26 protein-coding genes are annotated in these 24,656 nt (G+C 71.2%); 9 read left to right on the forward strand and 17 right to left on the reverse strand.

The features are described from left to right. Nucleotides 1-8 precede the first annotated feature (8 nt). A complete protein-coding gene (locus OG570_RS47430) occupies nt 9-1,181 on the forward strand; it encodes an acyl-CoA dehydrogenase family protein (RefSeq protein WP_326955043.1) in 1,173 nt (390 codons plus the stop codon). A gap of 36 nt (nt 1,182-1,217) precedes the next feature. Beyond that, complete coding sequence (locus tag OG570_RS47435; RefSeq protein ID WP_326955044.1) at nt 1,218-1,748, forward strand: NIPSNAP family protein; 531 nt, start codon at nt 1,218-1,220, stop codon at nt 1,746-1,748. Here the strand turns inward: OG570_RS47435 and OG570_RS47440 are convergent. Then, entirely contained in the window at nt 1,734-2,303 is a 570-nt protein-coding gene (locus tag OG570_RS47440; protein ID WP_326955045.1) for an NUDIX hydrolase, read from the reverse strand. The two genes, OG570_RS47435 and OG570_RS47440, sit on opposite strands and share 15 nt — an antisense overlap. Nucleotides 2,304-2,679: 376 nt before the next feature. On the opposite strand from OG570_RS47440, the gene OG570_RS47445 reads away from it, so the two are divergent. Continuing rightward, nucleotides 2,680-3,729, forward strand: coding sequence for a hypothetical protein (locus tag OG570_RS47445; protein ID WP_326955046.1), 1,050 nt, complete (start codon nt 2,680-2,682; stop codon nt 3,727-3,729). On the opposite strand, the gene OG570_RS47450 is transcribed toward OG570_RS47445, so the two are convergent. Both OG570_RS47450 and OG570_RS47455 read right to left on the reverse strand, forming a co-directional pair. Next, a complete protein-coding gene (locus OG570_RS47450; protein WP_326955047.1) occupies nt 3,707-4,591 on the reverse strand; it encodes a transketolase family protein in 885 nt (294 codons plus the stop codon). The genes OG570_RS47445 and OG570_RS47450 overlap by 23 nt on opposite strands. 4 nt (nt 4,592-4,595) lie before the next feature. Continuing rightward, complete coding sequence (locus tag OG570_RS47455) at nt 4,596-5,288, reverse strand: thiamine pyrophosphate-dependent enzyme (RefSeq protein WP_326955048.1); 693 nt, start codon at nt 5,286-5,288, stop codon at nt 4,596-4,598. 53 nt (nt 5,289-5,341) lie between these two features. On the opposite strand from OG570_RS47455, the gene soxR reads away from it, so the two are divergent. Together soxR and OG570_RS47465 are read left to right on the forward strand one after the other, a co-directional pair. Beyond that, nucleotides 5,342-5,803 (forward strand): redox-sensitive transcriptional activator SoxR, encoded by a 462-nt coding sequence (soxR, locus tag OG570_RS47460; protein ID WP_247062842.1) that lies wholly within the window; start codon nt 5,342-5,344, stop codon nt 5,801-5,803. Nucleotides 5,804-5,837: 34 nt separating this feature from the next. Then, complete coding sequence (locus tag OG570_RS47465) at nt 5,838-6,386, forward strand: RNA 2'-phosphotransferase (protein ID WP_326955049.1); 549 nt, start codon at nt 5,838-5,840, stop codon at nt 6,384-6,386. A 348-nt stretch (nt 6,387-6,734) separates the two neighbouring features. On the opposite strand, the gene OG570_RS47470 is transcribed toward OG570_RS47465, so the two are convergent. Further along, entirely contained in the window at nt 6,735-7,328 is a 594-nt protein-coding gene (locus OG570_RS47470; protein WP_326955050.1) for a TetR/AcrR family transcriptional regulator, read from the reverse strand. 207 nt (nt 7,329-7,535) lie between these two features. Between OG570_RS47470 and OG570_RS47475 the strand changes: the two genes are divergently transcribed. Next, a complete protein-coding gene (locus OG570_RS47475) occupies nt 7,536-9,731 on the forward strand; it encodes an MMPL family transporter (RefSeq protein ID WP_247062839.1) in 2,196 nt (731 codons plus the stop codon). Between the two features lie 58 nt (nt 9,732-9,789). Here OG570_RS47475 and OG570_RS47480 read toward each other — a convergent pair whose 3' ends face one another. Together OG570_RS47480 and OG570_RS47485 are read right to left on the reverse strand one after the other, a co-directional pair. Beyond that, nucleotides 9,790-10,995 (reverse strand): IS30 family transposase, encoded by a 1,206-nt coding sequence (locus tag OG570_RS47480; protein WP_326955051.1) that lies wholly within the window; start codon nt 10,993-10,995, stop codon nt 9,790-9,792. A gap of 68 nt (nt 10,996-11,063) precedes the next feature. Then, entirely contained in the window at nt 11,064-11,222 is a 159-nt protein-coding gene (locus OG570_RS47485) for a hypothetical protein (protein ID WP_247062838.1), read from the reverse strand. A gap of 17 nt (nt 11,223-11,239) precedes the next feature. On the opposite strand from OG570_RS47485, the gene OG570_RS47490 reads away from it, so the two are divergent. Further along, nucleotides 11,240-11,977 carry an MBL fold metallo-hydrolase gene (locus OG570_RS47490; protein WP_326955052.1) on the forward strand — a complete coding sequence of 246 codons (738 nt, stop codon included), beginning with the start codon at nt 11,240-11,242 and terminating at the stop codon, nt 11,975-11,977. On the opposite strand, the gene hisB is transcribed toward OG570_RS47490, so the two are convergent. The 3 genes from hisB to hisD are packed head-to-tail and all read right to left on the reverse strand — an operon-like array spanning nt 11,974 to nt 14,992. Continuing rightward, complete coding sequence (gene hisB, locus OG570_RS47495; protein ID WP_326955053.1) at nt 11,974-12,573, reverse strand: imidazoleglycerol-phosphate dehydratase HisB; 600 nt, start codon at nt 12,571-12,573, stop codon at nt 11,974-11,976. The genes OG570_RS47490 and hisB overlap by 4 nt on opposite strands. Then, nucleotides 12,570-13,670, reverse strand: coding sequence for a histidinol-phosphate transaminase (locus OG570_RS47500; protein ID WP_326955054.1), 1,101 nt, complete (start codon nt 13,668-13,670; stop codon nt 12,570-12,572). Before OG570_RS47500 ends, hisB begins: the two co-directional genes overlap by 4 nt. After that, the gene (hisD, locus tag OG570_RS47505; RefSeq protein ID WP_326955055.1) at nt 13,667-14,992 is read right to left on the reverse strand and encodes a histidinol dehydrogenase; all 1,326 of its coding nucleotides are present in this window, start codon (nt 14,990-14,992) and stop codon (nt 13,667-13,669) included. Before hisD ends, OG570_RS47500 begins: the two co-directional genes overlap by 4 nt. Before the next feature lie 84 nt (nt 14,993-15,076). Here hisD and OG570_RS47510 point away from each other — a divergent pair, with 84 nt between their 5' ends. Then, the gene (locus OG570_RS47510) at nt 15,077-15,868 is read left to right on the forward strand and encodes a carbon-nitrogen hydrolase family protein (RefSeq protein WP_326960361.1); all 792 of its coding nucleotides are present in this window, start codon (nt 15,077-15,079) and stop codon (nt 15,866-15,868) included. 69 nt (nt 15,869-15,937) lie between these two features. Here the strand turns inward: OG570_RS47510 and OG570_RS47515 are convergent, their stop codons facing one another. From OG570_RS47515 to eccB, 3 genes are read right to left on the reverse strand one after another with little or no spacing between them, the layout of a single operon-like run. Then, nucleotides 15,938-16,594, reverse strand: a complete 657-nt coding sequence (locus OG570_RS47515; protein ID WP_247062829.1) for a response regulator — start codon at nt 16,592-16,594, stop codon at nt 15,938-15,940. Next, nucleotides 16,591-17,289, reverse strand: a complete 699-nt coding sequence (locus OG570_RS47520; RefSeq protein ID WP_247062827.1) for a response regulator transcription factor — start codon at nt 17,287-17,289, stop codon at nt 16,591-16,593. The genes OG570_RS47515 and OG570_RS47520 overlap by 4 nt, the downstream gene beginning before the upstream one ends. Before the next feature lie 11 nt (nt 17,290-17,300). After that, nucleotides 17,301-18,722, reverse strand: coding sequence for a type VII secretion protein EccB (gene eccB / locus OG570_RS47525; RefSeq protein WP_326955056.1), 1,422 nt, complete (start codon nt 18,720-18,722; stop codon nt 17,301-17,303). A gap of 142 nt (nt 18,723-18,864) precedes the next feature. Between eccB and OG570_RS47530 the strand changes: the two genes are divergently transcribed. After that, a complete protein-coding gene (locus OG570_RS47530) occupies nt 18,865-19,923 on the forward strand; it encodes a type VII secretion protein EccE (protein WP_326955057.1) in 1,059 nt (352 codons plus the stop codon). 67 nt (nt 19,924-19,990) lie between these two features. Here the strand turns inward: OG570_RS47530 and eccD are convergent, their stop codons facing one another. The 5 genes from eccD to OG570_RS47555 are packed head-to-tail and all read right to left on the reverse strand — an operon-like array spanning nt 19,991 to nt 24,639. Next, nucleotides 19,991-21,364 (reverse strand): type VII secretion integral membrane protein EccD, encoded by a 1,374-nt coding sequence (gene eccD / locus OG570_RS47535; protein ID WP_247062821.1) that lies wholly within the window; start codon nt 21,362-21,364, stop codon nt 19,991-19,993. Between the two features lie 37 nt (nt 21,365-21,401). Beyond that, nucleotides 21,402-21,722: a YbaB/EbfC family nucleoid-associated protein gene (locus OG570_RS47540; protein ID WP_247062813.1), complete on the reverse strand. Its 321-nt coding sequence runs from the start codon at nt 21,720-21,722 to the stop codon at nt 21,402-21,404. Continuing rightward, entirely contained in the window at nt 21,719-22,192 is a 474-nt protein-coding gene (locus OG570_RS47545) for a hypothetical protein (protein ID WP_326947367.1), read from the reverse strand. The genes OG570_RS47540 and OG570_RS47545 overlap by 4 nt, the downstream gene beginning before the upstream one ends. Continuing rightward, nucleotides 22,186-23,550 (reverse strand): WXG100 family type VII secretion target, encoded by a 1,365-nt coding sequence (locus OG570_RS47550; RefSeq protein ID WP_326955058.1) that lies wholly within the window; start codon nt 23,548-23,550, stop codon nt 22,186-22,188. The genes OG570_RS47545 and OG570_RS47550 overlap by 7 nt, the downstream gene beginning before the upstream one ends. A 3-nt stretch (nt 23,551-23,553) precedes the next feature. Next, nucleotides 23,554-24,639 carry a hypothetical protein gene (locus OG570_RS47555; protein ID WP_326955059.1) on the reverse strand — a complete coding sequence of 362 codons (1,086 nt, stop codon included), beginning with the start codon at nt 24,637-24,639 and terminating at the stop codon, nt 23,554-23,556. Nucleotides 24,640-24,656: the final 17 nt, after the last annotated feature.

Raw genomic sequence — 24,656 nt, forward strand, 5'->3', positions numbered from 1 at the left:
GAGCCCTCATGAGCCGCACCCCGGATCCGCACGACTTCCTGGACCTCGACGCCGGGCTCGCCGAGGAGGAACGCGCCATCCGCGACGCGGTCCGCGCGTACGCGAAGGACAACCTGCTGGACCGCGTCGCCGGCTGGTACGAGACGGGCGCGCTGCCCGCGTCGGAGCTGGCGAAGGAGTTCGGCTCGCTCGGCCTGCTGGGCATGCACCTGGAGGGGTACGGCTGCGCCGGCACCAGCGCGGTCGCGTACGGCATCGCGTGCCGTGAGCTGGAAGCCGTCGACTCGGGCCTGCGGAGCTTCGTGTCGGTGCAGGGCTCGCTGGCGATGTACGCGATCCACAAGTGGGGCAGCGAGGAGCAGCGCCAGGAGTGGCTGCCGCGGATGGCCACCGGCGACGCCCTGGGCTGCTTCGGCCTGACCGAGCCGGACGCGGGCAGCGACCCGGGCTCGATGCGCGCGCGCGCGGTGCGCGACGGGTCCGACTGGGTGCTGTCGGGCACGAAGATGTGGATCACCAACGGAACCGTCGCCGACGTCGCGGTCGTCTGGGCCCAGACCGACGACGGCATCCGCGGCTTCGTCGTCCCGACGTCGACACCGGGCTTCACGGCGAACGAGGTCAAGCACAAGCTGTCCCTGCGGGCGTCCCTGACGGCCGAGCTGGTCCTCGACGGCGTCCGGCTCCCCTCGTCGGCGATGTTCCCCGAGGTCAAGGGCCTGCGCGGGCCGCTGTCCTGCCTGAACGAGGCCCGCTACGGGATCTTGTTCGGCGTCGTCGGCGCGGCGCGCGCGTGCTACGAATCGGCGTTGGAGTACACGCTGTCGCGGGAGCAGTTCGGGAAGCCGCTGGCGGGTTTCCAGCTGACCCAGCGCAAGCTGGCCGACCTGCTCGTCGAGGTCAACCGCGCCGGCCTGGTGGCGATGCAGATCGGGCGGCTCAAGGACAGCGGGCAGCTGCACCACAACCACGTCAGCTTCGGCAAGATGGCCAACGTCCGGTCGGCGATCGAGGTGGCCCGCACGGCCCGGACGATGCTGGGCGCGAACGGGATTTCGCTGGAGTACCCGGTGATGCGCCACATGGCGAACCTCGAGACGGTGCTGACGTACGAGGGCACCGAGGAGATGCACGCGCTGTCCCTCGGCCAGGCGGTCACGGGGCTGGCGGCGTTCCGCTGATCCTTTTTGTCGGTGGTGCCGGGTAGCTTTCGCCTCGTGACTTTCACCGAGTACGAAACGGTCCTGGAGCTGCGGCGCTACACGCTGCACCCAGGGCGTCGCGACAACCTGATCGAGCTGTTCGAGCGCGAGTTCGTCGAGCCACAGGAAGCCGCCGGCGCGCACCTGTTCGGCCTGTTCCGCGTGCCGTCTTCCCCGGACGAGTTCTGGTGGCTGCGCGGATTCCGGTCGATGGAGGCCCGGAAGGAGGCGCTGGAGGCCTTCTACTTCGGCCCGGCGTGGAAGGCCCACCGCGACGAAGCGAACGAGACGATGATCGACTCGGACAACGTCCTGCTGCTACGCCCGGTCCAACGTGGTCTGACGGCACCGCCACCGGGCTCGGAGCTGTACCTGTCCCGTTCGGCGCCGCCTACCGCTTTTGCCACTTTCGAGACGGAGCCATCCCCGAACACCTTCCCCCAGCTGCCGGTCCGCGAAGACGGCCCATTTTCGGTGTCGTTCAGCCGCTCTGCTTCGCCTTCGGGGGTGCTGCTGGAGCCGACGACGCGGTCACTGCTCCGGTAAGAGCAGCTCGGTGAGCCCTGTGGGGTAGAGGATCTTGCTGCCATCGCGAAAGTCCGCGACGTCGACCCACCGCGCGGTGGAGTCGTCGTCGAGGATCTTGAACTCTTCCCGGGCATAGAAAGCGCGATCGGCGAACGCGGCGTCGTAGAGGAAGACGATCTCGTGCCCGGTCCGCCCTTCCGAGACGAAGACGTTCTCGAGCACCTCGATCCGCGCGCCCACCTCGACGTCGGCGTCGAGCTCCTCCCGGAACTCCCGCCGAAGGGCCTCCGCACCGGTTTCGCCGAACTCGATCCCGCCCCCGAGCGGCCGGTAGAACGTCTCGTCCTTGACTCCGTCGTGCCCTTCGAAGACGAGCAGAGCGCCGCCACGCCGAATGACCCCGAGCGCGAGCGGCCGAATGGTTGACCCCATACCGCCCACGCTAGCGGGCTCGCCGTCCCGAAGCACGACCCAACCGAGCATCCCCACCCCACCGGCCACCACCACCCCGAAGGCCAGCCAAGCCCACCCACCCCCGAACACCCCGGCAACGGCGACCACCACGATGCCCACAGCAGGCCCCACCCAGGGCGAAACCCCCATCCCCACCCCGCCTCACGCAGTCGACTGCGCCTGAATGCTGGCCTAACATGGTCCATTCCTGGACGGCGGGGTGAGGCGATGCGCAGAGTGCGTTTCGTTCGCCGGATCGTGCAGCTGACGAGTATCCCACCACCGACGCTTCCCGGTCACCGCAGGCGACAAGGTGGGAGACGGTGCCCCCAGTGCGGCAACCTGGTCCGACCGGAGGGAAGCCGGGACTGGTGTCCGGCCTGCGACGAGTTCGTCGACGAGATGCGCGGCTAGGCCCGCGATGACAAGTCCTTCACCTTCGGCGGTCCCCTTCGACCTGGCCGGACGGATAGGTCGCTACTTCAGCGTCGTCAGCGTGGTGCCCGCACTTTTCCTGACCGCGTGGACGGTGGCCTTGGCCACCAGTGATGCGTGGAGGACGACGCCAGACCTGAACTTGATGGTGAGACGGCTGACCGGAATCAATTTCGCCGGTGCTGTGTGGTTGGTCCTGATCACTACGATCTTCGCTCTGTTCCTCCACCCGCTCCAGCTGGGGATGACGCGAATCCTGGAGGGCTATTGGGGAAGTTCGTGGCTCTCGCGAATCCTGCTCCGGCGAGGTATCACCCACCACCGCAAGCGGCGGACCAAGTTGCACAGGCGCTACGAGAAACTCACAGCGGCAAAGGACGAGATTCTCCTGGCGCAACTGGTTGCCAGGTACGAGGAAAGACAGGCTGCTGGAAAGAGACACCAAGGCGACCCGAGGCTGTGGGGTAAAGAACAACTGGACCACGGTTTGACCGGACGACTGTCACACGACAAGGCACATGCGGCCAGTGGGCTACATGCTGCCTCGGCTGCAGCAGAGATCGCTTTCGAGCGCTACCCGGAAGCTTCTCGGATCATGCCGACCCGGCTCGGCAATGCCCTTCGCTCGGCCGAGGACGCAATCGGCAAGCAGTACGGGCTCGACGCGATCCTTACCGCACCGCACGTAGCTTTGATCGCCCCCGGTGAGCATGTCAGCTATCTCCAGGATTCACGCCAGCAACTCGATACCGCGGTGCGGTTGTGCGTGGTCGCTCTGATCGTCACAGGTGAGACCGCCGGTTGCCTGTTGACCGACGGGTTGTGGCTGCTCATTGCCATCGCACCGTACCTCCTGGCGGTGATCGCCTATCGCTCCGCGGTCGCCGCGGCCGACCACTACATGGCGATCGTAGGAACAGTTCTCGATCTCAACCGATTCAAACTCTACGAAAGCCTTCACGTGAAGATGCCGATGAACACCGTCGAAGAGCGCTGGAACAACGAGAAGCTGATGGCAGTTCTCGCACGGCAAAGAGGTTCGAACATCCGGTACGAACACCCCGCCGCCGGCACCGGCGTCACTCCGGCTACTCCCCCAGGAACTCCCTGATCGACAGCCCCAGCGACCCCGCGTCCAGCCCGTGTGCCAGGTCGTGGTCCGCGATCTCCCCGTACGTCCGCACCTCCGCGTCCCGTCGCACCCCCAGCGACCGCAGCCGGTGCGGCACATCCGACAAAGCCTCCGAAACCCAATGCGCCGACGTCCCCGCCAAGTACGGCTCCACCAGCACGACGGAAGCCGAAGCAGCGAGCACCGCCGACCGCAAGCCCGCCGCGTCGAAAGGGCGGATCGTCGACGCGTACAGCACCGTCACGTCCAGGCCGGAAGTGGCCCGCAGCACCCGATCCAGCACCGGCCCGACCGCCACCACGACCCCGCGAGAGCCCGATCGCAGCCGTGTGAACCCGACTCCCAGGTGCGGCGACGCGTTCTCCTGAGCCGAGAGGCGCAAGTAGACACGGCCGTCTCCCGGGATCGACTCCAGCAAGAGCCGGCGCGCCTCCGACGGATGGCCCGGGACGTGCACCGTCCAGCCCGGCAGAGAATCGATCAACGCCACATCACCCGGGGCCTGGTGCGTGCGACCCTCCGTCGACATGTCGTACGACGCGCCGTACGACACCAGCACCCCGCCCAGCTCCTGGTGCGAGAAGTCCAGCTTGATCTGCTCGAACCCGCGCTCCACCAGGAACGACGAGAACGTGTGCACGATCGGCCGCAGCCCCGCCAGCGCCAGGCCCGCGCCCGTGCTGACCAGCAGCTGCTCGCGGATCCCGACGTTGATCACCCGGTCCGGGTGCCGTCGCGCGGCGCCGGCCAGCTGCGCCGCCGAGATGTCCGCCAGGACGATCGCGACGTCCGGGTCGGCGTCGAGGATCTGCTCGGTCGTGGTCAAGAACGTGTCGCGCATGGGTTCAGCCCTTCGGTTCGACGACGGCGACGACCGCGAGCGGCCGGCCCGGGTGCGGGGTGGTGAACGCGGCGAACAGCGCGTCGTGGTCGCGGCCGGGCACCGTGCGCGTCTCCCAGCCCTCGACGTCGAACCGGCGCGCGATGCCGCCCGGCCAGCCGCGCGTCGACGACCGGTTGTCGATCACCACCGTCGTGAGGTTTTCGAGCGCGAACCTCGCGGCGACGACGATCGCCTCGTGGTTCGAGCCCTCGTCCAGTTCCGCGTCGCCGATCAGCGTCACTACCTTGGGTGACAACAGGCCGCGGGCGCGCAGGCCCAGCGCCGTGCCGAGCGCGATCGGGAGGCCGTGGCCCAGCGAACCGCTGGAGATCTCGACGCCCGGGATCCGCCGCCGGTCCGGGTGGCGGCCGAGGCGCGACACCGGGTCGGACCACGTCGGCAGCTCCGCCTCGTCCAGGAAGCCTTTCGCGGTCAGCACGGCGTAGTACGCCATCGGCCCGTGCCCCTTCGACAGCAGGAAGCGGTCGCGGCCCGGCTCGCGGAAGTTCTCGGTCGTGATGTCGAGCACGCGGTCGTAGAGCACCCACAGGACGTCCACTGTGGACTCCGCGGCGGCTTGGTGCTTGTCGTCGCCCGTCATCAGCGAGATGAGTCGGGGCAGCTCGGCGTAACCCGGTTCGGTCGCAGTGGTCATGCTTCCGACGATGCAACCTCGACTAAACTCGAAGTCAAGGCTAGCCTGAGCCGGTGACGAGGCTCGCCGAACATCTCAGCATCGGACAAGTGGCAGACCGCAGCGGAGTACCGCACACGGCGCTGCGGTTCTACGAGGAACGAGGGCTGATCAGCTCGGAGCGCTCGGCGGGCAACCAGCGCCGCTACGCGCGTTCGGTGCTGCGGCGGATCGCGTTCATCCGCGCGGCGCAACGGGTCGGCCTCTCCCTCGAAGACATCAGCGCGGCGCTGGCGACCCTGCCCGTCGACCACGCGCCGACGAAGGCCGACTGGGCTCGCCTTTCCCGCGACTGGCAGCACGAGCTCGACGCCCGGATCGACGCCCTGCAACGCCTTCGCGACCGCCTCACCGGCTGCGTCGGCTGCGGTTGCCTGTCCCTGCGCAGCTGCGCGCTCTACAACAACGACGACGACCTCGCGCGCTTCGGGCCCGGCGCCAGCAAACTGCGTCCCGCGGTCGAGGGCGGCATCTGAAATCGCTTGCCCGCGGCGGGATCCTGGGGAGGTTATGAACGACAAAGAAATGATCCGCATCTCGAAACGGCTGGCGCTGCACCTGCGCCACGACCCCGCCGCGATCGGCCTCACCCTCGGCCCCGGCGGCTGGGTGGCGGTCGACGCGCTCCTGCGCGCGCTGCGCGCCCACGGGTTCACGCTCACCCGCGAGCAGCTCGACGAAGTCGTCGAGACCAACAGCAAACGCCGGTACGCCTTCGACGAAACCGGCACCATGATCCGCGCGAGCCAGGGCCACAGCGTGGACGTCGACCTCGGCCTGGTGAACGCGCCACCACCGGCTGTCCTCTACCACGGCACGGTGGCGAAGTTCCTCGACGCGATCCTGCGCGACGGCCTGCGCCCGATGAACCGTCACGCCGTCCACCTGTCGGCGACGATCGACACGGCCCGGACGGTCGCCGCCCGCCGCGGCAAGCCGGTCATCCTGCGCGTGGACGCCGCGGCGATGACGGCCGCGGGCCACATCTTCCAGATGAGCGCGAACGGCGTCTGGCTGACCGCGGCGGTGCCGCCGGAACACCTCCACCGCCTGGCCTGACGCGGACGACACGCGCACCTGAGCGGACGACACGCGTACCGGGATGGACGACTCGCGTACCCGGAGGGTCGGCTCGCGCACCGGGACGGTCGGCTCGCGTACCAGGCGGTCGGCTCGCATATCTGGACGAACGACACGCGTGCCCAGGCGGTCGGCTCGCGGGAGCAGAACCCGAACTCGCGTGATTGGGCGCGGGACTCGCGTGATTGGGCGCGTATCTCGCGTGACTGGGGAGGTATCTCGCGTGATTAGCGGGTCGACTCGCGTGACTGGAGGGTCGACTCGCGTGATTGAGGAGTCGACTCGCGTGACTGGAGGGTCGACTCGCGAGGCGGGGGGTCGCGGGGGTTAGAGGGTTGAGACTGGGAGGTGGGCTCGGCGGCGGGGGCGGCCCAGGAGGCGGCGGCCGACGTCGAGGAGTTCCGTGCGGAGTTCTTCGTCGTCGAGGGCGGCCAGGTCCGGGGAGCCGCCGGCCATCGCGATGCCCGTCAGGGCCACCATCGCGTTGACGCGGGCCGCCGTGTCCGGGTCCGGGCCCGACAGGATGCCGAGCAGCGCCTGGCCGAAGCCCTCCATGCCGCCGTGCGCCGACTTCTCGATCGCGCGGATGAGGCCCGGGTCGCTCGAGAACAGCGCCACCAGCGTGCGGTGCCGGACCACCAGGTCGACGAACCCCTCCAGCAGCAGGTCCACCTGCGCGCCGCGGCGCTTCTGCGCGGCCGCGCGCAGGACCAGCTCGTCCAGGTCGCGGATACCGGGCTCGGCGACGGCCTCGGTGAGCTCCGCCTTCGTCTTGAAGTGGTAGTAGACCGCGGCCTTCGTGATGCCGAGCGCGTCGGCGATCATCTGCAGCGACGTGCCTTCGACCCCGTGTTCGGTGAACAGCCGCAGCGCGGTGTGCAGCAGTCGGGTCCGGGTGTCCTCGGCCGGGCCGGCGGTCATTCTTCCTCCTCAGCGAGTCGTCGGAGCGTACGTCAAGCCCTCCTTCACGGGCAAACGCGCTTACTTGCCGATCGGCAAGCGAACTCCTTGCTGTTCGACAAGTCACATACTTGCCGATCGGCTTGGACGCCTCCTTGCCGATCGGCTAGCTTGGAAAGTAATCAGATGGAGTGAACCGACCCCGTTCGGGCGAAACGGAGCTGACTCGTGGCGACCTTCCTATACCGGCTGGGCCGGTTGTCGTTCCGGCGGCGCGCGCTGGTCGCGGCCGTCTGGGCGGCCGTACTCGTGGCCCTCGGACTGGGCGCGCTGACGCTGTCGGGCCAGCTGTCCAACTCGGTGACCATCCCCGGCACCGAGTCGCAGCGGGCGATCGACCAGCTCACCGAGAAGTTCCCGCAGGCCAACGCCGGGGGCGCCACCGCGCGCGTCGTGATCGAGGCCCCGGCCGGGACCACCGTGGCCGACGCCCGGGGCAAGGCCACCGTCGAGGCGCTCGTCGGGCAGCTGAAGACCGCCCCGAAGGTGTCGAGCGTCGTCGACCCGTTCCAGGCCCAGTCGATCTCGCCCGACAAGCGCGTCGCCCTCGCGCAGGTCAGCTACGGCGCGAAGGCCTACGAGCTCACCGACGAAGACCGCCAGGCGCTGCTGAACACCGCGAACGCCGCCCGCGCGGCCGGGTTCACCGTCGAGCTCGGCGGCGACGCGGTGCAGGGCATCCCGGAAACCGGCGCGACCGAAGGCCTGGGTGTCGCGGTCGCGGCCGTCGTGTTGATCATCACCTTCGGCTCGCTGATCGCCGCCGGGATCCCGCTGCTCACCGCGCTGATCGGGGTCGGCACCGGAATGGGCGGCATCTTCCTCGCCTCCGGCTTCCTCGAGCTGAACTCGAACACGCCGATCCTGGCGCTGATGATCGGGCTCGCCGTCGGCATCGACTACGCGCTGTTCATCGTGTCGCGCTACCGGCACGAGCTCAAGCTCGGCCGCAGTCCCGAGGAAGCCGCGGGCCGCGCGACCGGCACCGCCGGGTCCGCCGTCGTCTTCGCCGGCCTCACCGTGATCATCGCGCTGGCCGGGCTGACCGTCATCGGCATCCCGTTCCTCGGCCAGATGGGCGTGGCCGCCGCGGTCACCGTCGCGGTCGCCGTCGTCATCGCGCTGACGCTGCTGCCCGCGATCCTCGGCTTCGCCGGGAAGCGGGTCGCCGGCGAGCGGATCCGCCTGCGCCGCAAGCCGGTCGAGACGACGCACGGCGAGCGCTGGGCGCGGTTCGTCGCCCGCCACCGGTGGCCGGTGCTGCTCGTCGCGCTGGCCGGGATGGCCGTCGTCGCGCTGCCCGCGCTCGGCATGCAGCTCGGCCTGCCCAACGACAGCACCGCCGCGCCGGAGTCCACGCAGCACAAGGCGTACGAGATCGTCAGCCGCAGCTTCGGCGAAGGCGCGAACGGGCCGCTGCTGGTCGTCGTCGACGTCGGCTCGAGCACCAACCGCCAGGCCGCGCTCGGCCAGGCCGCGGCCGACATCCAGAAGCTGCCCGACGTCGCCGCCGTCACCCCGCCGAAGGTCAACCAGAACGGTGACACGGCGTTGCTCTCGGTGATCCCCAAGAGCGGGCCGAGCAGCACCCAGACCGAGGACCTCGTCGCCGCGATCCGCACCGAATCCGGGACGCTGCAGGAGGCGACCGGCGCGAAGCTGGCCGTCACCGGGCAGACGGCGGCGAACATCGACGTCTCGGAGAAGCTGTCCGACGCGATGCTGCCCTACCTCGCCCTGATCGTCGGGCTGGCGTTCATCCTGCTGATGCTGGTGTTCCGCTCGGTCGTGGTGCCGCTGAAGGCGACGATCGGCTTCCTCGGCTCGGTCGCCGCGACGTTCGGCGCCGTGGTCGCGGTGTTCCAGTGGGGCTGGCTGACGGACCTGCTCGGCGTCGAGTCGACCGGGCCGATCATGAGCATGCTGCCGATCCTGCTCATCGGTGTCCTCTTCGGACTCGCGATGGACTACCAGGTGTTCCTGGTGACGCGGATGCGCGAGGAGCACGTCCACGGCGCCGAACCCCAGGAGGCCATGGTCACCGGCTTCCGGCACGGCGCCCGCGTGGTCGTCGCGGCGGCGCTGATCATGATCAGCGTGTTCGCCGGGTTCATCCTGGCCGAGTCGACGCTGATCCAGTCGATCGGCTTCGCGCTGGCGTTCGGCGTGCTGGTGGACGCGTTCGTGGTCCGGATGACACTGGTGCCCGCCGTGATGTCGCTGCTCGGCCGCGGCGCCTGGTGGCTGCCGAAGTGGCTCGACCGGATCCTGCCGGACGTCGACGTCGAGGGCGAGAAGCTCACGAAGCACCTGGACGACGCCCCCGGCGACGACCCGCGCGAACTGGTCGGCGCGAGCCGCTAGCGGCAAAGTCCGTGAAGGCCTCCTTACCGGCTCTTATAGCCGGTAAGGAGGGGCGGATTCATGCAGTGGTTGCAACACCTGGTGTTTGTTGATCTGACAGTAGCTTCGTAAGGGCCTCGGTCGGTGTCCGCCAGCCGAGGGTCTCCCGAGGTCGCCCGTTCAGCTCCGCCGCCACCCGTGCCAGCTCCGCCGCGTCGTGCTGGGACAGGTCGGTGCCTTTGGGGAAGTACTGCCGGAGCAGTCCGTTGGTGTTCTCGTTGCTGCCTCGCTGCCAGGGCGAATGCGGGTCACAGAAGTAGATCTGCAACCCCGTGTCCAGGGTGATCTTCCGGTGATGGGCCATCTCTTTGCCCTGATCCCAGGTCAGGGAGCCCAGCAGCAGCGGCGGCAACGTCTGGATCATCTCGGTCATCGACGCCGCGACCGTGGCTGCGTCCCGCCCGTGGGGCAGGTGCAGCAGCATCACGAACCGGGTCGAGCGTTCCACCAGCGTCCCGATCGCGGACCGATTGTCCCGGCCCAGGATCAGGTCGCCTTCCCAATGCCCCGGCACCGCACGATCAGCGACGTCGGCGGGCCGCTGCGAGATGTTGACCATGTCCTGGATCCGGCCTGACGGGCGGGCTCGCCGGGCTTGGGCCTGCCGTTGCGGCATCCGTAACGCTCGTCCGGTCCGCAGTGCCGCTGTCAGTTCGCGGCGTAGCGCACCTCGGCTTTGGACGTAGAGTGATTGGTAGATCGTTTCGTGTGACACCCGCATCTCCGGCTGGTCGGGAAAGTCGAGGACCAGTCTCTCGGAGATCTGCCGCGGTGACCATTTGCGGTCCAGTCCGGCCTGGACGATCGCCCGCAGCAGCGGATCCGCGGCCAGCTTCGCGGTTTTGGGTCGTTTTGCGCGGTGTTCGGCGTGGTGCTGGGCGCTGCTGGCCCGGTAGGTCCCGGTCAGGCCGGTGTTGCGGACCAGTTCCCGTGACACCGTCGAGGCCGGCCTGCCGATCACTCGTCCGATGGCGCGGGGCCCGTGACCTGCGGCGGTGAGGCAAGCGATCTCGTCCCGTTCGGTGATGCTCAGCCGGACTGGGCCGGTCCGGCGGGGTGCGTTGCTGGTCACTCCGCCAGCTTGGCGGAACAGCCGGACTCCAGTGGCGGGGGCGAAGCCGGCCGCTTGCGCGGCCGGCTTCGCCCCCGTCCCGGCCCGGATCTGGTCCCAGAACTCCAGTTGCAGTGAGCGTGGTAGCCAGCGATGCTCTCGAACCATCTGCATCCCACCTTTCATCGAGGTGGTGTTGCAACGACCCCATGACTCCAAGAGGCCTTCACGGCTTTACGGGGTCAGCTGGCGAACCAGAAGATGGCGCCGCCGATGGCCAGTACGGCCGCGATGCCCAGCACCACGGCCATGAACTTGGCCGTCTTCCAGGCCGAATAGACGCCGCCCACCAGGAAACCACCCAGGGCCAGCAGCAGAACGCCCACCACTTCCTTGCTCACGCTGGTTAGGGTGCCACATGTCGTTCGACGTGATCGTGCTGGGCAGTGCCAGCCCCTACCCGCGCCCCGGCGCGCCGTGCTCGGGGTACCTCGTGCGCAGCGCGGGCGCCACGCTCTGGCTGGACGCCGGGCCCGGCACCCTGGCCGCGCTGCAGGAGCACACCACCCTCACCGACGTCGACGCGATCTGGATCTCGCACCTGCACGCGGACCACGTCGCCGACCTGCTGCCGGCGGTGTACGCGCTGCTGTTCGCCGACCTCCGGCCGGCACGGCCGATCCAGCTGTACGGCCCGCCGGGCATCGCGGCCCGGCTCGGCGCGTTCCTGACGAACACCGCGGCGGCGCCGATCGGCGAGGCGTTCGAGGTGCACGAACTGCACGACGGTCACTTCGCCGAGGTTGGCGGGCTGACACTGGCGACCACGGCGGTGGAACACGGCTTCCCGGCGTTCGGCGTCCGCGTGACCGACGGCGACCGGGTGCTGGCGTACTCCGGTGACACCGGCCCGTGCGCCGCGCTCACCGACCTGGCCAACGGCGCCGACCTGTTCCTCTGCGAGGCGGACGGGCCGGAGCCGTCGACGGTGCACCTGACGCCGGAGGACGCCGCCCGGGCCGCGCACAGCTCCGGGCGGCTCGTGCTGACCCACCTCGGGCCGTTCCTCGGCGCCGCCGACGCCGTCGAGCGCGCCTCGGCCGTCCACACGGGACAGGTCGAGGTCGCGACGCCCGGCGCGGTGTTCGCGGTCTAGAGCACGCCCTTCGTGGAGGGGATGCCGCCCGCTCGGGGGTCCGGTTCCGTTGCCGCGCGCAGGGCTCGGGCCACCGCCTTGTACTCCGCCTCCGCTATGTGGTGCGGGTCGCGGCCGTGGATGACTCGGACGTGCAGCGCTATCTGGGCGTGGAACGCCAGCGAGTCGAACACGTGGCGGGTCAGCACGAACGGGTAGTTGCCGCCGATCGTGAAGGTGGTGAACTGCTCCGGCTCGCCCACGTGCACGCAGTACGGGCGGCCCGAGACGTCGATCGCCGCGTGGGCCAGGGTTTCGTCCATCGGGATCCAGGCGTCGCCGAAGCGGCGGATGCCGCTCTTGTCGCCCAGTGCCTGGCGGATCGCCTGGCCGAGCACGATCGCCGTGTCCTCGACCGTGTGGTGCGCGTCGATGTGGACGTCGCCCGTCGCCTCGACCTTGAGGTCCAGCGAGCCGTGCACGCCGAACGCCGTCAGCATGTGGTCGTAGAACGGGACGCCGGTCGAGATCTCCACCTCGCCCGTGCCGTCGAGGTCCAGCTGCACGGAGATCGAGGACTCCTTGGTGGTCCGCTCGACCTTGCCGATGCGCGTCATCGTGATACTTCCTTACTCGCCTCGAGGAAGGCGTCGTTCTCCTCCGGGGTGCCGATGCTGACGCGCAGGTGCCCGGGGATGCCCGGGTCCCGGATCAGCACACCGGCGTCCAAATAGGACTTCCACGCGGTCGCCGGCGAAGCGAACCGTCCGAAGAGGACGAAGTTCGAGTCGCTCGGCACCGGGTCGAAACCCAAGCCCGCCAACGCTTCCACGACGCGGTCGCGTTCCGCGGCCAGCTTGTGGACGGTGCCCAGCGTCGCGTCGGCGTGGCGCAGCGCCGCGCGTGCGGCCGCCTGGGTCAGCCGCGAGAGGTGGTACGGCAGGCGCACCAGCAGCAGCGCGTCGACGACCGCCGGGGCCGCCGCCAGGTAGCCGAGGCGGCCGCCGGCGAAGGCGAACGCCTTGCTCATCGTGCGCGACACGATCAGCCGCGCCGGGTAGTCGGCCAGCAGCTCGACCGCGCTGGGCTGCGACGAGAACTCCGCGTACGCCTCGTCGACGACGACGATCCCGGTGGCCGCGTCCAGCACCACGCGCAGCTCGTCGAGCGGGATCGAGCCGCCGGTCGGGTTGTTCGGGCTGGTGACGAACACGATGTCCGGCCGCTTCTCCCGGATCACCGACGCCGCCGCGGCCGTGTCGAGCGTGAAGTCGGCGCGGCGCGGCGCCGGGAGCCACTCGGTGCGCGTGCCCGACGCGATGATCGGGTGCATCGAGTACGACGGCTCGAAGCCGAGCGCGCTGCGCCCGGGACCGCCGAAGGCCTGCAGGATCTGCTGCAGCACCTCGTTGGACCCGTTGGCGGCCCAGACGTTCTCCTCGGTGAGCACGACCCGCGTCGACACGCTCAGGTAGTCGGCCAGGTCGTGACGCAGCTCGAGGGCGTCGCGGTCCGGGTAGCGGTGCAGCTCGGCCGCCTCCGCGCGGACCGCCTCGGCGACGTCCGCGACCAGCTCGGGCGGCGGCGGGTACGGGTTCTCGTTGGTGTTGAGCCGGACCGGGACGTCCAGCTGCGGCGCGCCGTAGGGCGACTTGCCGCGCAGGTCGTCGCGCAGCGGCAGCTCGTCCAGCGTGATCTCTTCGCCGATGGTCATCGGGCCTCCCCCGCGAATCGGGCCGTGACGGCTTCGCCGTGCGCCGGCAGGTCCTCGGCGTTCGCCAGCGCGACGACGCGGCCGGCGACCTCGCGCAGGGCGTCCTCGGAGTAGTCCACGACGTGGATGCCCTTGAGGAAGCTCTGCACGGACAGGCCCGAGGAGTGGCGGGCGAACCCGCCGGTGGGCAGCACGTGGTTGGAGCCGGCGCAGTAGTCGCCGAGCGACACCGGGGCGTACGCGCCGACGAAGATCGCGCCGGCGTTGCGGACGCGGGCGGCGACCGCGCGCGCGTTCGCCGTCTGGATCTCGAGGTGCTCGGCGGCGTAGGCGTCGACCACGGTCAGGCCGTCATCCACAGTGGACACCAGGATGACGCCGGACTGCTTGCCGCCCAGGGCTTCGGTGACGCGCTCGGTGTGCTTGGTCGCCGAGACGCGGCCTGCCAGCTCCTTGTCGACGGCGTCGGCCAGCTCCTCCGACGTCGTCACCAGGACACTCGCGGCGAGCGGGTCGTGCTCGGCCTGGCTGATCAGGTCGGCGGCGACGTGCACCGGGTCGGCCGTGTCGTCGGCGAGGATGGCGATCTCGGTCGGGCCGGCTTCGGAGTCGATGCCGATCAGGCCGCGCAGCATGCGCTTCGCCGCGGTCAGGTAGATGTTGCCCGGGCCGGTGACGACGTCGACCGGGGTCAGCTCGGTGCCGTCGGTGTCCGTGCCGCCGTAGGCCAGCAGCGCGACGGCCTGCGCGCCGCCGACGGCCCACACCTCGTCGACGCCGAGCAGCTCGGCCGCGGCGAGGATGGTCGGGTGCGGCAGGCCGGCGAACCCGGCCTGCGGCGGCGAGCAGACGACCAGCGAGCCGACGCCGGCGATCTGCGCCGGGACGACGTTCATCACCACGGTCGACGGGTACACCGCGAGCCCGCCCGGCGCGTACAGCCCGACGCGCTCGACCGGGACCCACTTCTCGGTGACCGTGCCGCCGTCGACGACCGTGGTCGTGACGTCGGTGCGGCGCTGCCCGTCGTGCACCTTGCGGGCCCGGGTGATCGACTCCTCCAGCGCGGCGCGCACGGCGGGGTCGAGCTGGGCGAGGGCCTGGGTGAGCCGCTCGCGCGGCACGCGCACGCTCACCGGCCGGACCTTGTCGAACTTCTCGGTGTACTCCAGGACGGCTTCGACACCGCGATCGCGGACCGCCTCGACCACCGGCCGCACCTGATGCAGCGCCGCGTCCACGTCGTATTCGGCACGCGGGAGGGTGGCGCGCAGTTCGGCGGCGGTCGGGACCTGCCCACGCAGGTCGGTGCGGTTCAGCATGCCCACCAGGGTACGAGGTCACGATCCCGGCCCGTTCGGCGATACTCCCCGGTGACGGCGGATCCCAGCATGCAGGAGGCCACGGTGGCGCGAATCGCGTTGTGCCAGCTCAACTCGGGTGACGACCCGGAAGCGAACCTGAAGCTGGTTCGCTCGGGCGTCGAAGCGGCGGTCGCCGACGGCGCCCGGATCGTCGTGTTCCCGGAGGCGACGATGGCGCGCTTCGGCCGGCCCCTGGACGCGGTGGCCGAGCCGCTGGACGGGCCGTGGGCGTCGGCGGTCGCCGCGGTGGCGGCCGAGCACGACGTGGTGATCGTCGCCGGGATGTTCACCCCGGCGGACGGCCGGGTGCGCAACACGCTGCTGGTCACCGGCGGCGGGCACCACCGCGGTTACGACAAGATCCACCTCTACGACGCGTTCGGCTTCGCCGAGTCCGACACGGTGGCGCCGGGCGCGTCGTTGACGACGTTCGAGTTCGAGGGCGTCGTCTACGGCGTCGCGACGTGCTACGACGTCCGGTTCCCGGAGCTCTTCCGGTCGCTGGCCGACGACGGCGCCGACGTCGTGCTGCTGCCGGCGTCGTGGGGCGCGGGCGAGGGCAAGCGCGAGCAGTGGGAGGTCCTGGTGCGGGCCCGCGCGCTGGACTCGGGCTGCTGGGTCCTGGCGTGCGGCCAGGCCGACCCGGCGGCGACGGGCGTCACGGTGAACCCGAAGGCGCCGACGGGCATCGGCTACTCCCTGGCGTCCGACGGCTTCGGCCGGGTGCACGCCGCGGCGGGCCCGGGCGCGGAGACGCTGGTGGTGGACGTCGACCCGGCGGTGGCCGCGCGAGCCCGCACGGCGACCGGCGCCCTAGCCAACCGCCGCCTCTGAATCCCGAAGGCGGCACTTTCACGTGAAAGTGCCGCCCCCTGGTGGTCACTTTCACGTGAAAGTGCCGCCTTAGCGGAGCAGGCCTTCGCGGATCGCCACCCGGACGAAGCCCGCGCGGCGGCGTTCGCCCGTCTTGTCGCGGATGCGGTCCAGGTAGGAGCGGACCGTGCGGACGCTGATGTTGAGGATCTCCGCGACGTCGACGTCGCGCTCGCCCGCCGCCACCAGGCGCAGCACCTGCTTCTCGCGCTCCGAGAGCACTATCTTCGGCCCGGCGTGCCGCTCCTCGCTGTCCTGGATGATCATCCCGGCCAGCGTCGGCGACACGTAGGCGTTGTCGTCGGCGATCGTGCGGATCGCGCGCAGCAGCTCGTCGCCGTCGACGTCCTTCGACAGGAAGCCCTTCGCGCCCGCCTGCATCGCGCCCAGGACCTCGGGCTGCTCCGCGTGCGCGGACACCACCAGCACCTTGTGCCCCATGTGCCCCACCTCCAGGACCGCGGCCGCGTCCTGGACGCCGCGCAGCTTGAGGTCGAGCACCACGACGCTGCCGGCAGGCTGTTCCTGCACGGCGAAGCGGGCCACCGAGTCGGCGACCGCGCCCAGCTCGATGTCCGGGGCCTCGGTGAGCACGCGGGTCAGCGCGTACCGGTAGAGCGGGTGGTCCTCGATCACGCCGACGCGGATGCGCCGCGGGGCCGGGGTCTGCTCGCCGGAGTCGCTCACTTGCGACCGCCGCGCCGCGGGCCCGACCCGCCGATGAGACCGCGCCGGATGGCTTCCTTGACCAGCCCCGGCCGTCGGCGTTCGCCCGTCTTGTCGCGGATCCGGTCGAGGTAACCGCGCACCGTCCGGACGCCGATGCCGAGGATCAGGGCGATGTCGACGTCCCGCTCCCCCGCCGCGACCAGCCGCAGCACCTGTTCCTCACGCGGCGACAGCTCGACCTCGGCCGCGGTGACCGGGCGGTCGGCGTTGTCCTTGATGATCATCCCGGCGACCACCGCCGAGACGTACGCGCCGCCGTCGGCGACCGTCTTGATCGCGATCAGCAGCTCGTCGGCGTCGACGTCCTTCGACAGGAAGCCGCGCGCGCCGGCCGCGATCGCGCCGAGCACGACGTCCGGTTCCGCCTGGGCGGACACGACGAGCACGTGGTGGCCCAGCTCGCAGACCTCCAGCACGGCCGCCGCGCCCGCTACGCCCGGGAGGCCGAGGTCGAGCAGCACCACGCTGCCCGGCGGCTGCCGGTGGACGTGGAAGCGCGCGACCGAGTCGACCACCGCGCCGAGCTCGACGAAGTCGGCCTCGGCCAGCACGCGCTCCACGGAAACGCGGTACAGCGGGTGGTCCTCGACGACCGCGACCCGGATCTTGCCCATCGCGGCCAGTGCGTCTTCGGTCGAGCGCTCTTCTGTCATGTGCACGACTTTCACCCCGTTCCACCCAACGGGGCCGGCCGGCCGGCGGTGACCGGATCCAGCGCGGGGCCCGTCGGCACCAATGCGAGCAAACTACCTGCGATCGACTGGCGGGCCACTCCTCCGTACCCCAGCGAGGCCAGCGCCTGTGTGTTCACCACCGGATACTTCAAGCCCGTGTCGGTCACCAAGTACGTCGTCGCCGAACCCGCTTCGACGACCACCGCCCCTCCCGACGGCGGCACGAACACCTCGTCCGCCACCCGTGCTTCGGAGCGGGTCGCGACCTGGATGGCCCGGGATCCGGCGGGCAGCGGAAGTTCGGCCGAAACGAGCAACCGGTTCCCCTGACTGCACAGCGTCACCGAGTTCCCGGTGATCGGCGCCTTGCCGGGGATGCGGTCCGGGAAGGCGGCCGGGTCGGCGCCGCCGGCGCGGGGCGCGGCGAGCTTCGGCGCCCCGGCGACGTCGGCGGCGCGCACCTGGACCGGCGCCGGAGTGCCGGCGTAGGCCGCCGCGTTGGCCTCGGTCGTCACCAGCAGGCTCGCCTCGGTCTGCCCGACCGGCTCGAGCCCGTCCGCGCGGACCAGGTAGTACGACGTCGCGGTGCCGGGCGCGGCCATCGCGTCGACCACGGAAAGCACTTCGCCGACGCGCGTGTCGCGGCCGCCCACGACAGGCCCGCGGCCGCCGGCGCCGTCGACCGGCAGCGCGGTGAGGTCCCGCCCGGACGCGACGGTGTCGATCCAGCGGGCGGACACCGCGATCGTCGGGTAGCTGTCGAACTGCAGCGCGGTCGCGGCCTCGTCGCCGAGCTTGTAGCGCCGGCCGCCGCTGAGCAGGAACTTCTCGCCCTGCGGCAGCCGGACGATGACGCCCTGGTCACGCGGCAGTTCGACGCCGGACGCGGGCGCGGCGAGCAGGACGGCGGTGCGCGGCTCGGCCGACGCGGGCGCGTCCTGGGTGGTCCGGCTGCAGCTCGTCCAGGGCGCGGTGACCAGCGCCGGCGCCGCGGGCAGCGAGTCGGGGGCGCCGGCGATGCCGATCTGGGCGCCGCGCCCGGCCTTGCCGAGGTTCTCCGAGGACACCGAGACGGTCGCGTCGCCGTTGCCGCCGGCCAGCAGCCGGGCGGAGGCGTAGTTGAGGACCGGGTGCAGCACGCCGTCGGCGCCGAGGACGAACCGCGCGCCGGTGCCCTCTTCGACGATCACCTTGCCGCCGGCCAGCCAGTCTTTACCGCCGGAGGGGTTCAGCAGGCCGATGATGCCGAAGACGGCGGTCACGAGCAGGGCGGCGACGAGGCCCAGGACGGTGCCGAGCACGAGGCGGCGGCTGGGCGAGACGGGGTGGTTGGCGTCGGCGGCGACGAGCGCGGAGACCAGCCTGCGGCGGAGGAACTGGTACGCCTGGATCTGGTCTCGCTGCGTCCACACGCTGCTGCGCCCCCGGTGTGTGCGTACCGACCCTCCGAGCGGTTGATGCTAAGCACCCGATCCGGGCACGGCGAGGGTAATTTTTACGCCCACGCCGTATCTGGGGAGGTACTAGCGTCCCGGAGCGGGGAAAGGGGAACCTGTGTCCGTCGGAACCGCTGAATCCGCCGTCCGCCCGGCGCCGCCGCGACCCGCTCGCGCGCCGCTGCCCTGGCTGCTGCCGATCCGGCCGCTGCAGGCCGCGGTGTGGGAGATCGCGGCCATCGCCGCGCTGCTCGCGTGGACCGTCGGCGGCCTCGCGCAGCCCGTGCGGATCGGCGTCAGCGCCGCCGCCGGGCTGGTGGTGCTGCTGACGTCGGTGCGGTTCGCCGGGCGGCACCCGGCCGGCTGGACGCTGACGTGGATCGCCTACCGCTTGCGGCGCCACGACACCCGCCACGACAGCCCGGACCCCCTGATGCGGGTCGCCGGGCCGGTGAAGGTGCGGCAGCACGTCGACCGCGCCGGGAACCGCTTCGGCGTCGCGGAGGTCGACGGCGGGTGGAGCGCGCTGGTGCGCCTCACGCCCGGGTCGGGCTCGCCCTCGTCCGCGGTGCTGGTGGACATCCTGCGCGCGGCCTACCGCCGCACCGACGTCCCGCTGGCGTCGGCGCAGCTGCTGACGTGGGCGGTCCCGCGCGGCGACCAGGTGCTGCGGGTGCGCTGGCTGGCCGTGCGCTACCGCCCGGACCTCGCGCCGATCGCGGCGCTGGCCCGCGGCGGCGGCGATCTGGGTGCGTTGCGCAGCACGGCGTCGGCGGCGCTGAGCCTGATGGGCGAGCTGGCCGAGGCCGGCTACCCGAGCACGGTGCTGGAGGCGGGCGAGCTGGGCCAGGAGCTGCGGGTGGCGCTGGGCGTCCAGGGTCCGTCCGCCGCGCAGGCCGACCACTGGCGAGCGTGGACGTGGGGCGAGGCGAGCCAGATGTGCTTCATGCCGCGTTCGGTGCGGACGCTGGACGTCTCGGTCCCGGAGGCGGCCTTCACGGCGACGTCGTACACGCTGCGCCGCACGGCGGCGGGCAAGGAACACGAGGAGCTGACGATCCGGGTGGGCGGCCGTCCCGGCAAGCCGGTGCCGTCACCGGGCCACTCGGCCGTCCCGCTGCACGGCCGGCACGGCGCCGGAGTCCGCCGCACGCTCCCGCTGGCGCTGGACTCCTGAAAGCCGTGAATGCCACATTGAGGGACACTTGGTCCCTCAATGTGGCATTCACGGCTTTGGACCAGCGTCAGCCGCGGACGGCTTCGTAGACTCCCGCGATCATGCCGACGAACGGGACCAGCGAGAGCAGCACCAGGAACTCCGAGACGTCCAGCAGCCGTGACCAGTACGGCGATCGCAGGCCGCGCGCTACCCGGGTGGCGTAAGCCAGGCAGATCGCCGCGGCGAGGACGACCGCGCAGCCCGTCGCGAAGATCGCCGTGCGGTTGCCCGAGGCCACCAGCCAGCCGCCCGCGACGACCAGGCTCGTGATGCCGAAACCCACCAGCACCAGGCGTTGCGTCTTCCCCGCGTACGACCGCGACCGCAGGATCCACGCCAGGCCCAGCACCGCCGCCAGCCCGGCGTCCCACGGGCCGCCGGTCGCCAGCACCACCGTCGAGAACAGGACCACCAGGCCCAGCGCCACCAGCAGGCCCGTCAAGACGGCTTGGGCGCGCGACGTCCGGCCGAACATCTCGTCGCCCAGCGACGGCTGTTCGTCGGCGCGGAAGGCCTCCATGTCCTCCGGCACCCGCGGCAGCGGAAGCCGCGCGAGGCGCAGCGCCAGCATCGGGGCCACCGCGGCCAGCGCCGTGGCGAGGACCGCGGCCACCGCCGCGGCCGCCACCGGAGTGGTGCCGGCCAGCAGCACGACCCCGGTCGTCACCGCGCCGAAGCCGGCCGCGACCGTGATCGCGACGAACCACGGCAGCCGGTCGGCGACCGAGACCGCCGCGAGGACGCCGTAGATCGTCACGGCGGCGAACCCGGCGGCCAGCGGGCCGGCCGACAGCGAGAACAGCGGGTGCGGTGGCAGCACGGACATCCCGGCCAGCAGCGCGACGCCCACCCCGGCGAGCGACCCGGCCGCGCCGGCCTCGGCGTCGCCGTACGCGCGGCTCAGCGCGCCGCCGCCCAGGAGCAGCACCAGCGCCAGCAGCCCGGTCCCGATCGGGGCCAGCACGCTGCCGGACGCCGCGGCCTGCACCAGCAGCCCGCCCGCGAGCAGCAGCACGACCGCGGCCACCAGCCCGGACCGCCGCGCGACCGAGGGGCCCCAGCCGCCGTTCGAGTCGGCGACGCTGGCGATCGAATCGATGACGTCGTCGAACAGCAGCGGACCCCGCGGGCGTTCCCGCGGGGTCAGGTGGAGGACTTCGCCGTCGCGGATCTGGGCCGCGGCGACGCTCAGGCCGAGTGCGAGTGGCGCCCCGCCGAGCCGGGAGAGCACCCAGCCGGGATGGTCCGCGGACGCCTGCCCGGCGGCGCCGGCCAGCCGCACCAGCTGCGGCACCAGCTCGGCGAACGTCGATTGCTGCGGCAGCGCGACGTCCACCCGGGCCCGCGGCGTGACCACGGTGACCCGCCGGGTCGTCCCCGTGATTGCGGCGGCGGTCATCGTGGCGCCTCCGCGGGAAAGAACACGTCGGCCGTCATCAGATGTTCTTGGCGGCCGAGATGACCGGGGCGAACTTCGCGTTCGAAGCCTCGGCGAGCTTGGTGAGCCCGGCGTTCACCGCCTCCAGCACGATCTCCGAGAGGTTGCGGGCGTCGTACTCGCGGATCGCGCGGGGGTCGATGTCGATCGAGGTGAACCGGCCGTCGCCGCGGAGGGTGACGGTGACCTCGTTCTGCCGCGAGTGCGCCTTGACCTCCATCGCCTCGACCGTGCGCTGGATCCGCTGGACCTCTTCGGTCTGCTTGCGCACCTGCGCCAGCAGTTCGTCCATGTCCGGCACCGCGTACGGATCGGTCACTGTTGTCTCCCTTCGTGCTGGCGGACGTGGACGCTGCCGACGAACCGCTGGAAACCGGGTGAGAGCGCCCGCGCGGTCGCGGGCGCGGCCGTGCAGGCGAGCTCGAGCACCAGCCGCTGCTCCGGCGTGGCGCCGGGGACGGTCAGGTGCACCTGGGTCTGGATCAGCTCGGTGCCCTCGCCGGTGCGCAGGCGCAGCAGCTGCATGACACCGGGCGCGGCCGGGGCGCCGACGTCCCGGTGGCTGAGGACGTCGAGCCCGGCCGAGCTGAGGGACAGGCGTTCGACGGCTTCGGCGGCGATGTCGTCGATCGACTTCGCGTCGGGCCGCTGCTGCACGCTCACCGTGATGTTCGGGACGAACTCGCCGGCCGGCGCGTCGTGCACGGCGACGAACACCGCGCCGGAGTCGCCGGGGTCGACGGCCGTCCAGCCGTCGGGGATCACGAAGTCCAGGGGAAGGGTCACCACGCCCCCACCGACGAAACCGCGTCGTCCCAAGCGGAACCGACGGCGTTGGCGGCGTCGTGCGCCGCGGTGCCGACGTAGTCGGCGGCCGCGCCGCCGTACTCGCTGATCGTGTGGCCGACCTTCGGCAGGTCGATGTCGATCTTCGCGCCGACACCCGCGCCGAAGCCGAGCGCGGCACCGGCTTTGAAGTTGACTTTGAGGTGGCCGGCGTCGTAGACGGCCTGGGCGTCGAGCTGCGCGCCGATGCCGTACTGCAGCGTGCCGTTCGCGCCGACGCCGATGCCGGCGACGTCCGCGGCGACCTCGCCCTCGACCTTGCCGCCGACGAAGACGTTCGCGTGCGCGCCGACGCCGTGCGCGCCGAGCGTGCCGGACGCGCTCGCCTCGCCGCCGGCGAACACCGTGCCCTTGGCGTGCGCCGACGAGACACCCCAGTCGCCCTTGAGCTCGCCCTCTTCCTTCACCGCGGCCAGCTCGGTGTGCCCGGACGCGCCGACGTCCCAGCCCTTCGACGTGATCTTCCCGTCGTACTCCGGGGTGAGCCCGTCCTGGTCCTGCTTGAACTTGTAGTAGGTGATCTCGGTGTTGTTGCCCAGCTTGTCCTTGAGGCCCTCGGGCTTCGGCTGCCCGAACGGCGTGTCCGCCTTCTTCGGCGCGCGCGTGCCCTCCAGGCCGTCCCAGGTGAGCTTCTTCCAGCCCGAGTTCTTGAACCACGACGGCGCGTCCCGCGGCCGCTTGCGCCCGTCGAGCGGGCTGCCGTTGAGCCAGCCCAGCGGGCCCGCGGTCTTCTTGCCCAGCTTGTACTCCAGCCGCTGGGTGCCCTCGGGCGGGAACAGCTCGGCGAGCGCGTCGGAGTACTCGTCGACGACCTGGCGGGCCGCCTGGACGCTCTGCTCGCCGAGCTGGCGGGCGGCCTGGATGAACGCGCCGACCGAGGCGGAGTTCACCGCGCGGGCCTGCGCGGTCAGCTGCTGGGCGTACTGGTCGAACTGCGCGAGCACCGAGTCGACGGCGGCCTTCGCGGACTGCACGAGCTGCGCCGCCGTGCTGAGCCGTTTCGCCTGGTCGTCGAGCTTCGTGGCGGCGTCGGTCAGCTCCCCGCCCAGTTTCCGCGCCGCGGTGGCGAACGCGGTGTAGGCGTCGCCGTCCCAGTCCGCGTGCAGCGTCTTCGCGGACTCGTCGATCTCCTTGGCCTTGCCGGAAACCGTCGAGGCCTGGGTGGCGACCCGCTGCGACGCCGCGCTCAGCGCGCCCGGGTCACCCGTGACGCGCCGCCGGCACTCGACGAGGACCTGCCGGTACCCGGACAGCACGGAGCTGACCACTCCCGACGCGTCGACGACCCCCGAGCCCGTCATCGGCTAGTTCCCCGCCGCGTCGTAGCCGACGTGCTGGCTGAAGTGTTTTCCGTCGTAGTCGAGGTTGATGTCGACGTCGAAGTCCTGCCCGCCCGGAGCCTCCACAGTGGACTCCCCGGTGGTGAGGTTGGTGTGGATGACGACCTCGTTCGCGCCGCCGGCCGCGCCCGCGCCGCCGGTGACCGGGGCGGGCTGGGTGACCGGCGCCGGCTGGGTCGGCACGGTGGCGCCGTTCTGGGCCGGGTCCACGGCGATCCAGCTGTTCGACGGGTCGAGCGGGGTGCCGTTGGCCGTCACCGGCGTCGTCGCCCCGGTCGCTCCGGTGCTGGAACCGCCGCCGGTGGCGAGCGCGGGCGGGGTGTAGTCGGTGAACGAAGGCTGCTGCGGGATCCCCTCACCGCCGGGGGTGGGATTTCCTGACGACGCTGCCTGCTGCCCGGCCAGGCTCGCCACCGACGACGGGGCCTGCGGGGCCGTGACCGGAGTGGTCCCGGCCGACGGCGTCGTCGCTCCCGCGGTTCCGGTGTCGTGGTGGAACAGCTTCTCGATCTCCCCGATGACCGTCGCCAGCTGGGTGATCTGCTGGGCGAGGTCGGTCGCGCCGAGCGCCTTGAGCAGCGCGCCGATCGACGTGATGAAGGCCCGCAGCGACGCGCTCGTGCCGGTCGACAAAGCGACCGCCGCGCCGTAGGTCCACGGGTTCGACATCAGCGAGGCGACCGTCGGGTTCACCGCGGCGACGACCGCGCGGTAGGCCTCCTGCGCGGTCTTGATCAGCGTGCCGGAGATGCCGAGCAGCTCGGCACCCTTCTGGACCACGCCGATGATCTTGGTGAGCTGGTCGAGGGAGTCGGTGATCTTCTTCAGCGCCGACTCGCTCGCCGCGCCGGACCAGATCTTGCCGAGCTGGTCGGCGGCCTTGGACAGCTCGGTGTACATGCTCAGGAACTGCTCGGCCTTCTTGACCAGGTCGAGCACGTGCTGGGCGATCTGCTCCGGCTGGCCGGTGACGATCTGCGGCAGGATGGTGATCGGCCCGCCCGAGGACGCGGTCGCGTCCATCGCGCTGGAGTTCGGGAAAGTCAGCATCGGACGACCTCACAAAG

It is taken from the genome of Amycolatopsis sp. NBC_01286 (assembly GCF_035982555.1).
Taxonomy (GTDB): Bacteria; Actinomycetota; Actinomycetes; order Mycobacteriales; family Pseudonocardiaceae; genus Amycolatopsis.

What these genes read in the sequence shown, in the direction of transcription:
- OG570_RS47455 (WP_326955048.1), bottom strand. Translation starts at nt 5,288, where the DNA reads ATGACCACTGCGACCGAACCGGGTTACGCCGAGCTGCCCCGACTCATC.
- OG570_RS47520 (WP_247062827.1), bottom strand. Translation starts at nt 17,289, where the DNA reads ATGACAGAAGAGCGCTCGACCGAAGACGCACTGGCCGCGATGGGCAAG.
- hisD (WP_326955055.1), bottom strand. Translation starts at nt 14,992, where the DNA reads ATGCTGAACCGCACCGACCTGCGTGGGCAGGTCCCGACCGCCGCCGAA.
- OG570_RS47500 (WP_326955054.1), bottom strand. Translation starts at nt 13,670, where the DNA reads ATGACCATCGGCGAAGAGATCACGCTGGACGAGCTGCCGCTGCGCGAC.
- OG570_RS47490 (WP_326955052.1), top strand. Translation starts at nt 11,240, where the DNA reads ATGTCGTTCGACGTGATCGTGCTGGGCAGTGCCAGCCCCTACCCGCGC.
- OG570_RS47450 (WP_326955047.1), bottom strand. Translation starts at nt 4,591, where the DNA reads ATGCGCGACACGTTCTTGACCACGACCGAGCAGATCCTCGACGCCGAC.
- OG570_RS47430 (WP_326955043.1), top strand. Translation starts at nt 9, where the DNA reads ATGAGCCGCACCCCGGATCCGCACGACTTCCTGGACCTCGACGCCGGG.
- eccD (WP_247062821.1), bottom strand. Translation starts at nt 21,364, where the DNA reads ATGACCGCCGCCGCAATCACGGGGACGACCCGGCGGGTCACCGTGGTC.
- hisB (WP_326955053.1), bottom strand. Translation starts at nt 12,573, where the DNA reads ATGACGCGCATCGGCAAGGTCGAGCGGACCACCAAGGAGTCCTCGATC.
- OG570_RS47465 (WP_326955049.1), top strand. Translation starts at nt 5,838, where the DNA reads ATGAACGACAAAGAAATGATCCGCATCTCGAAACGGCTGGCGCTGCAC.
- OG570_RS47470 (WP_326955050.1), bottom strand. Translation starts at nt 7,328, where the DNA reads ATGACCGCCGGCCCGGCCGAGGACACCCGGACCCGACTGCTGCACACC.
- OG570_RS47555 (WP_326955059.1), bottom strand. Translation starts at nt 24,639, where the DNA reads ATGCTGACTTTCCCGAACTCCAGCGCGATGGACGCGACCGCGTCCTCG.
- OG570_RS47480 (WP_326955051.1), bottom strand. Translation starts at nt 10,995, where the DNA reads ATGCAGATGGTTCGAGAGCATCGCTGGCTACCACGCTCACTGCAACTG.
- OG570_RS47550 (WP_326955058.1), bottom strand. Translation starts at nt 23,550, where the DNA reads ATGACGGGCTCGGGGGTCGTCGACGCGTCGGGAGTGGTCAGCTCCGTG.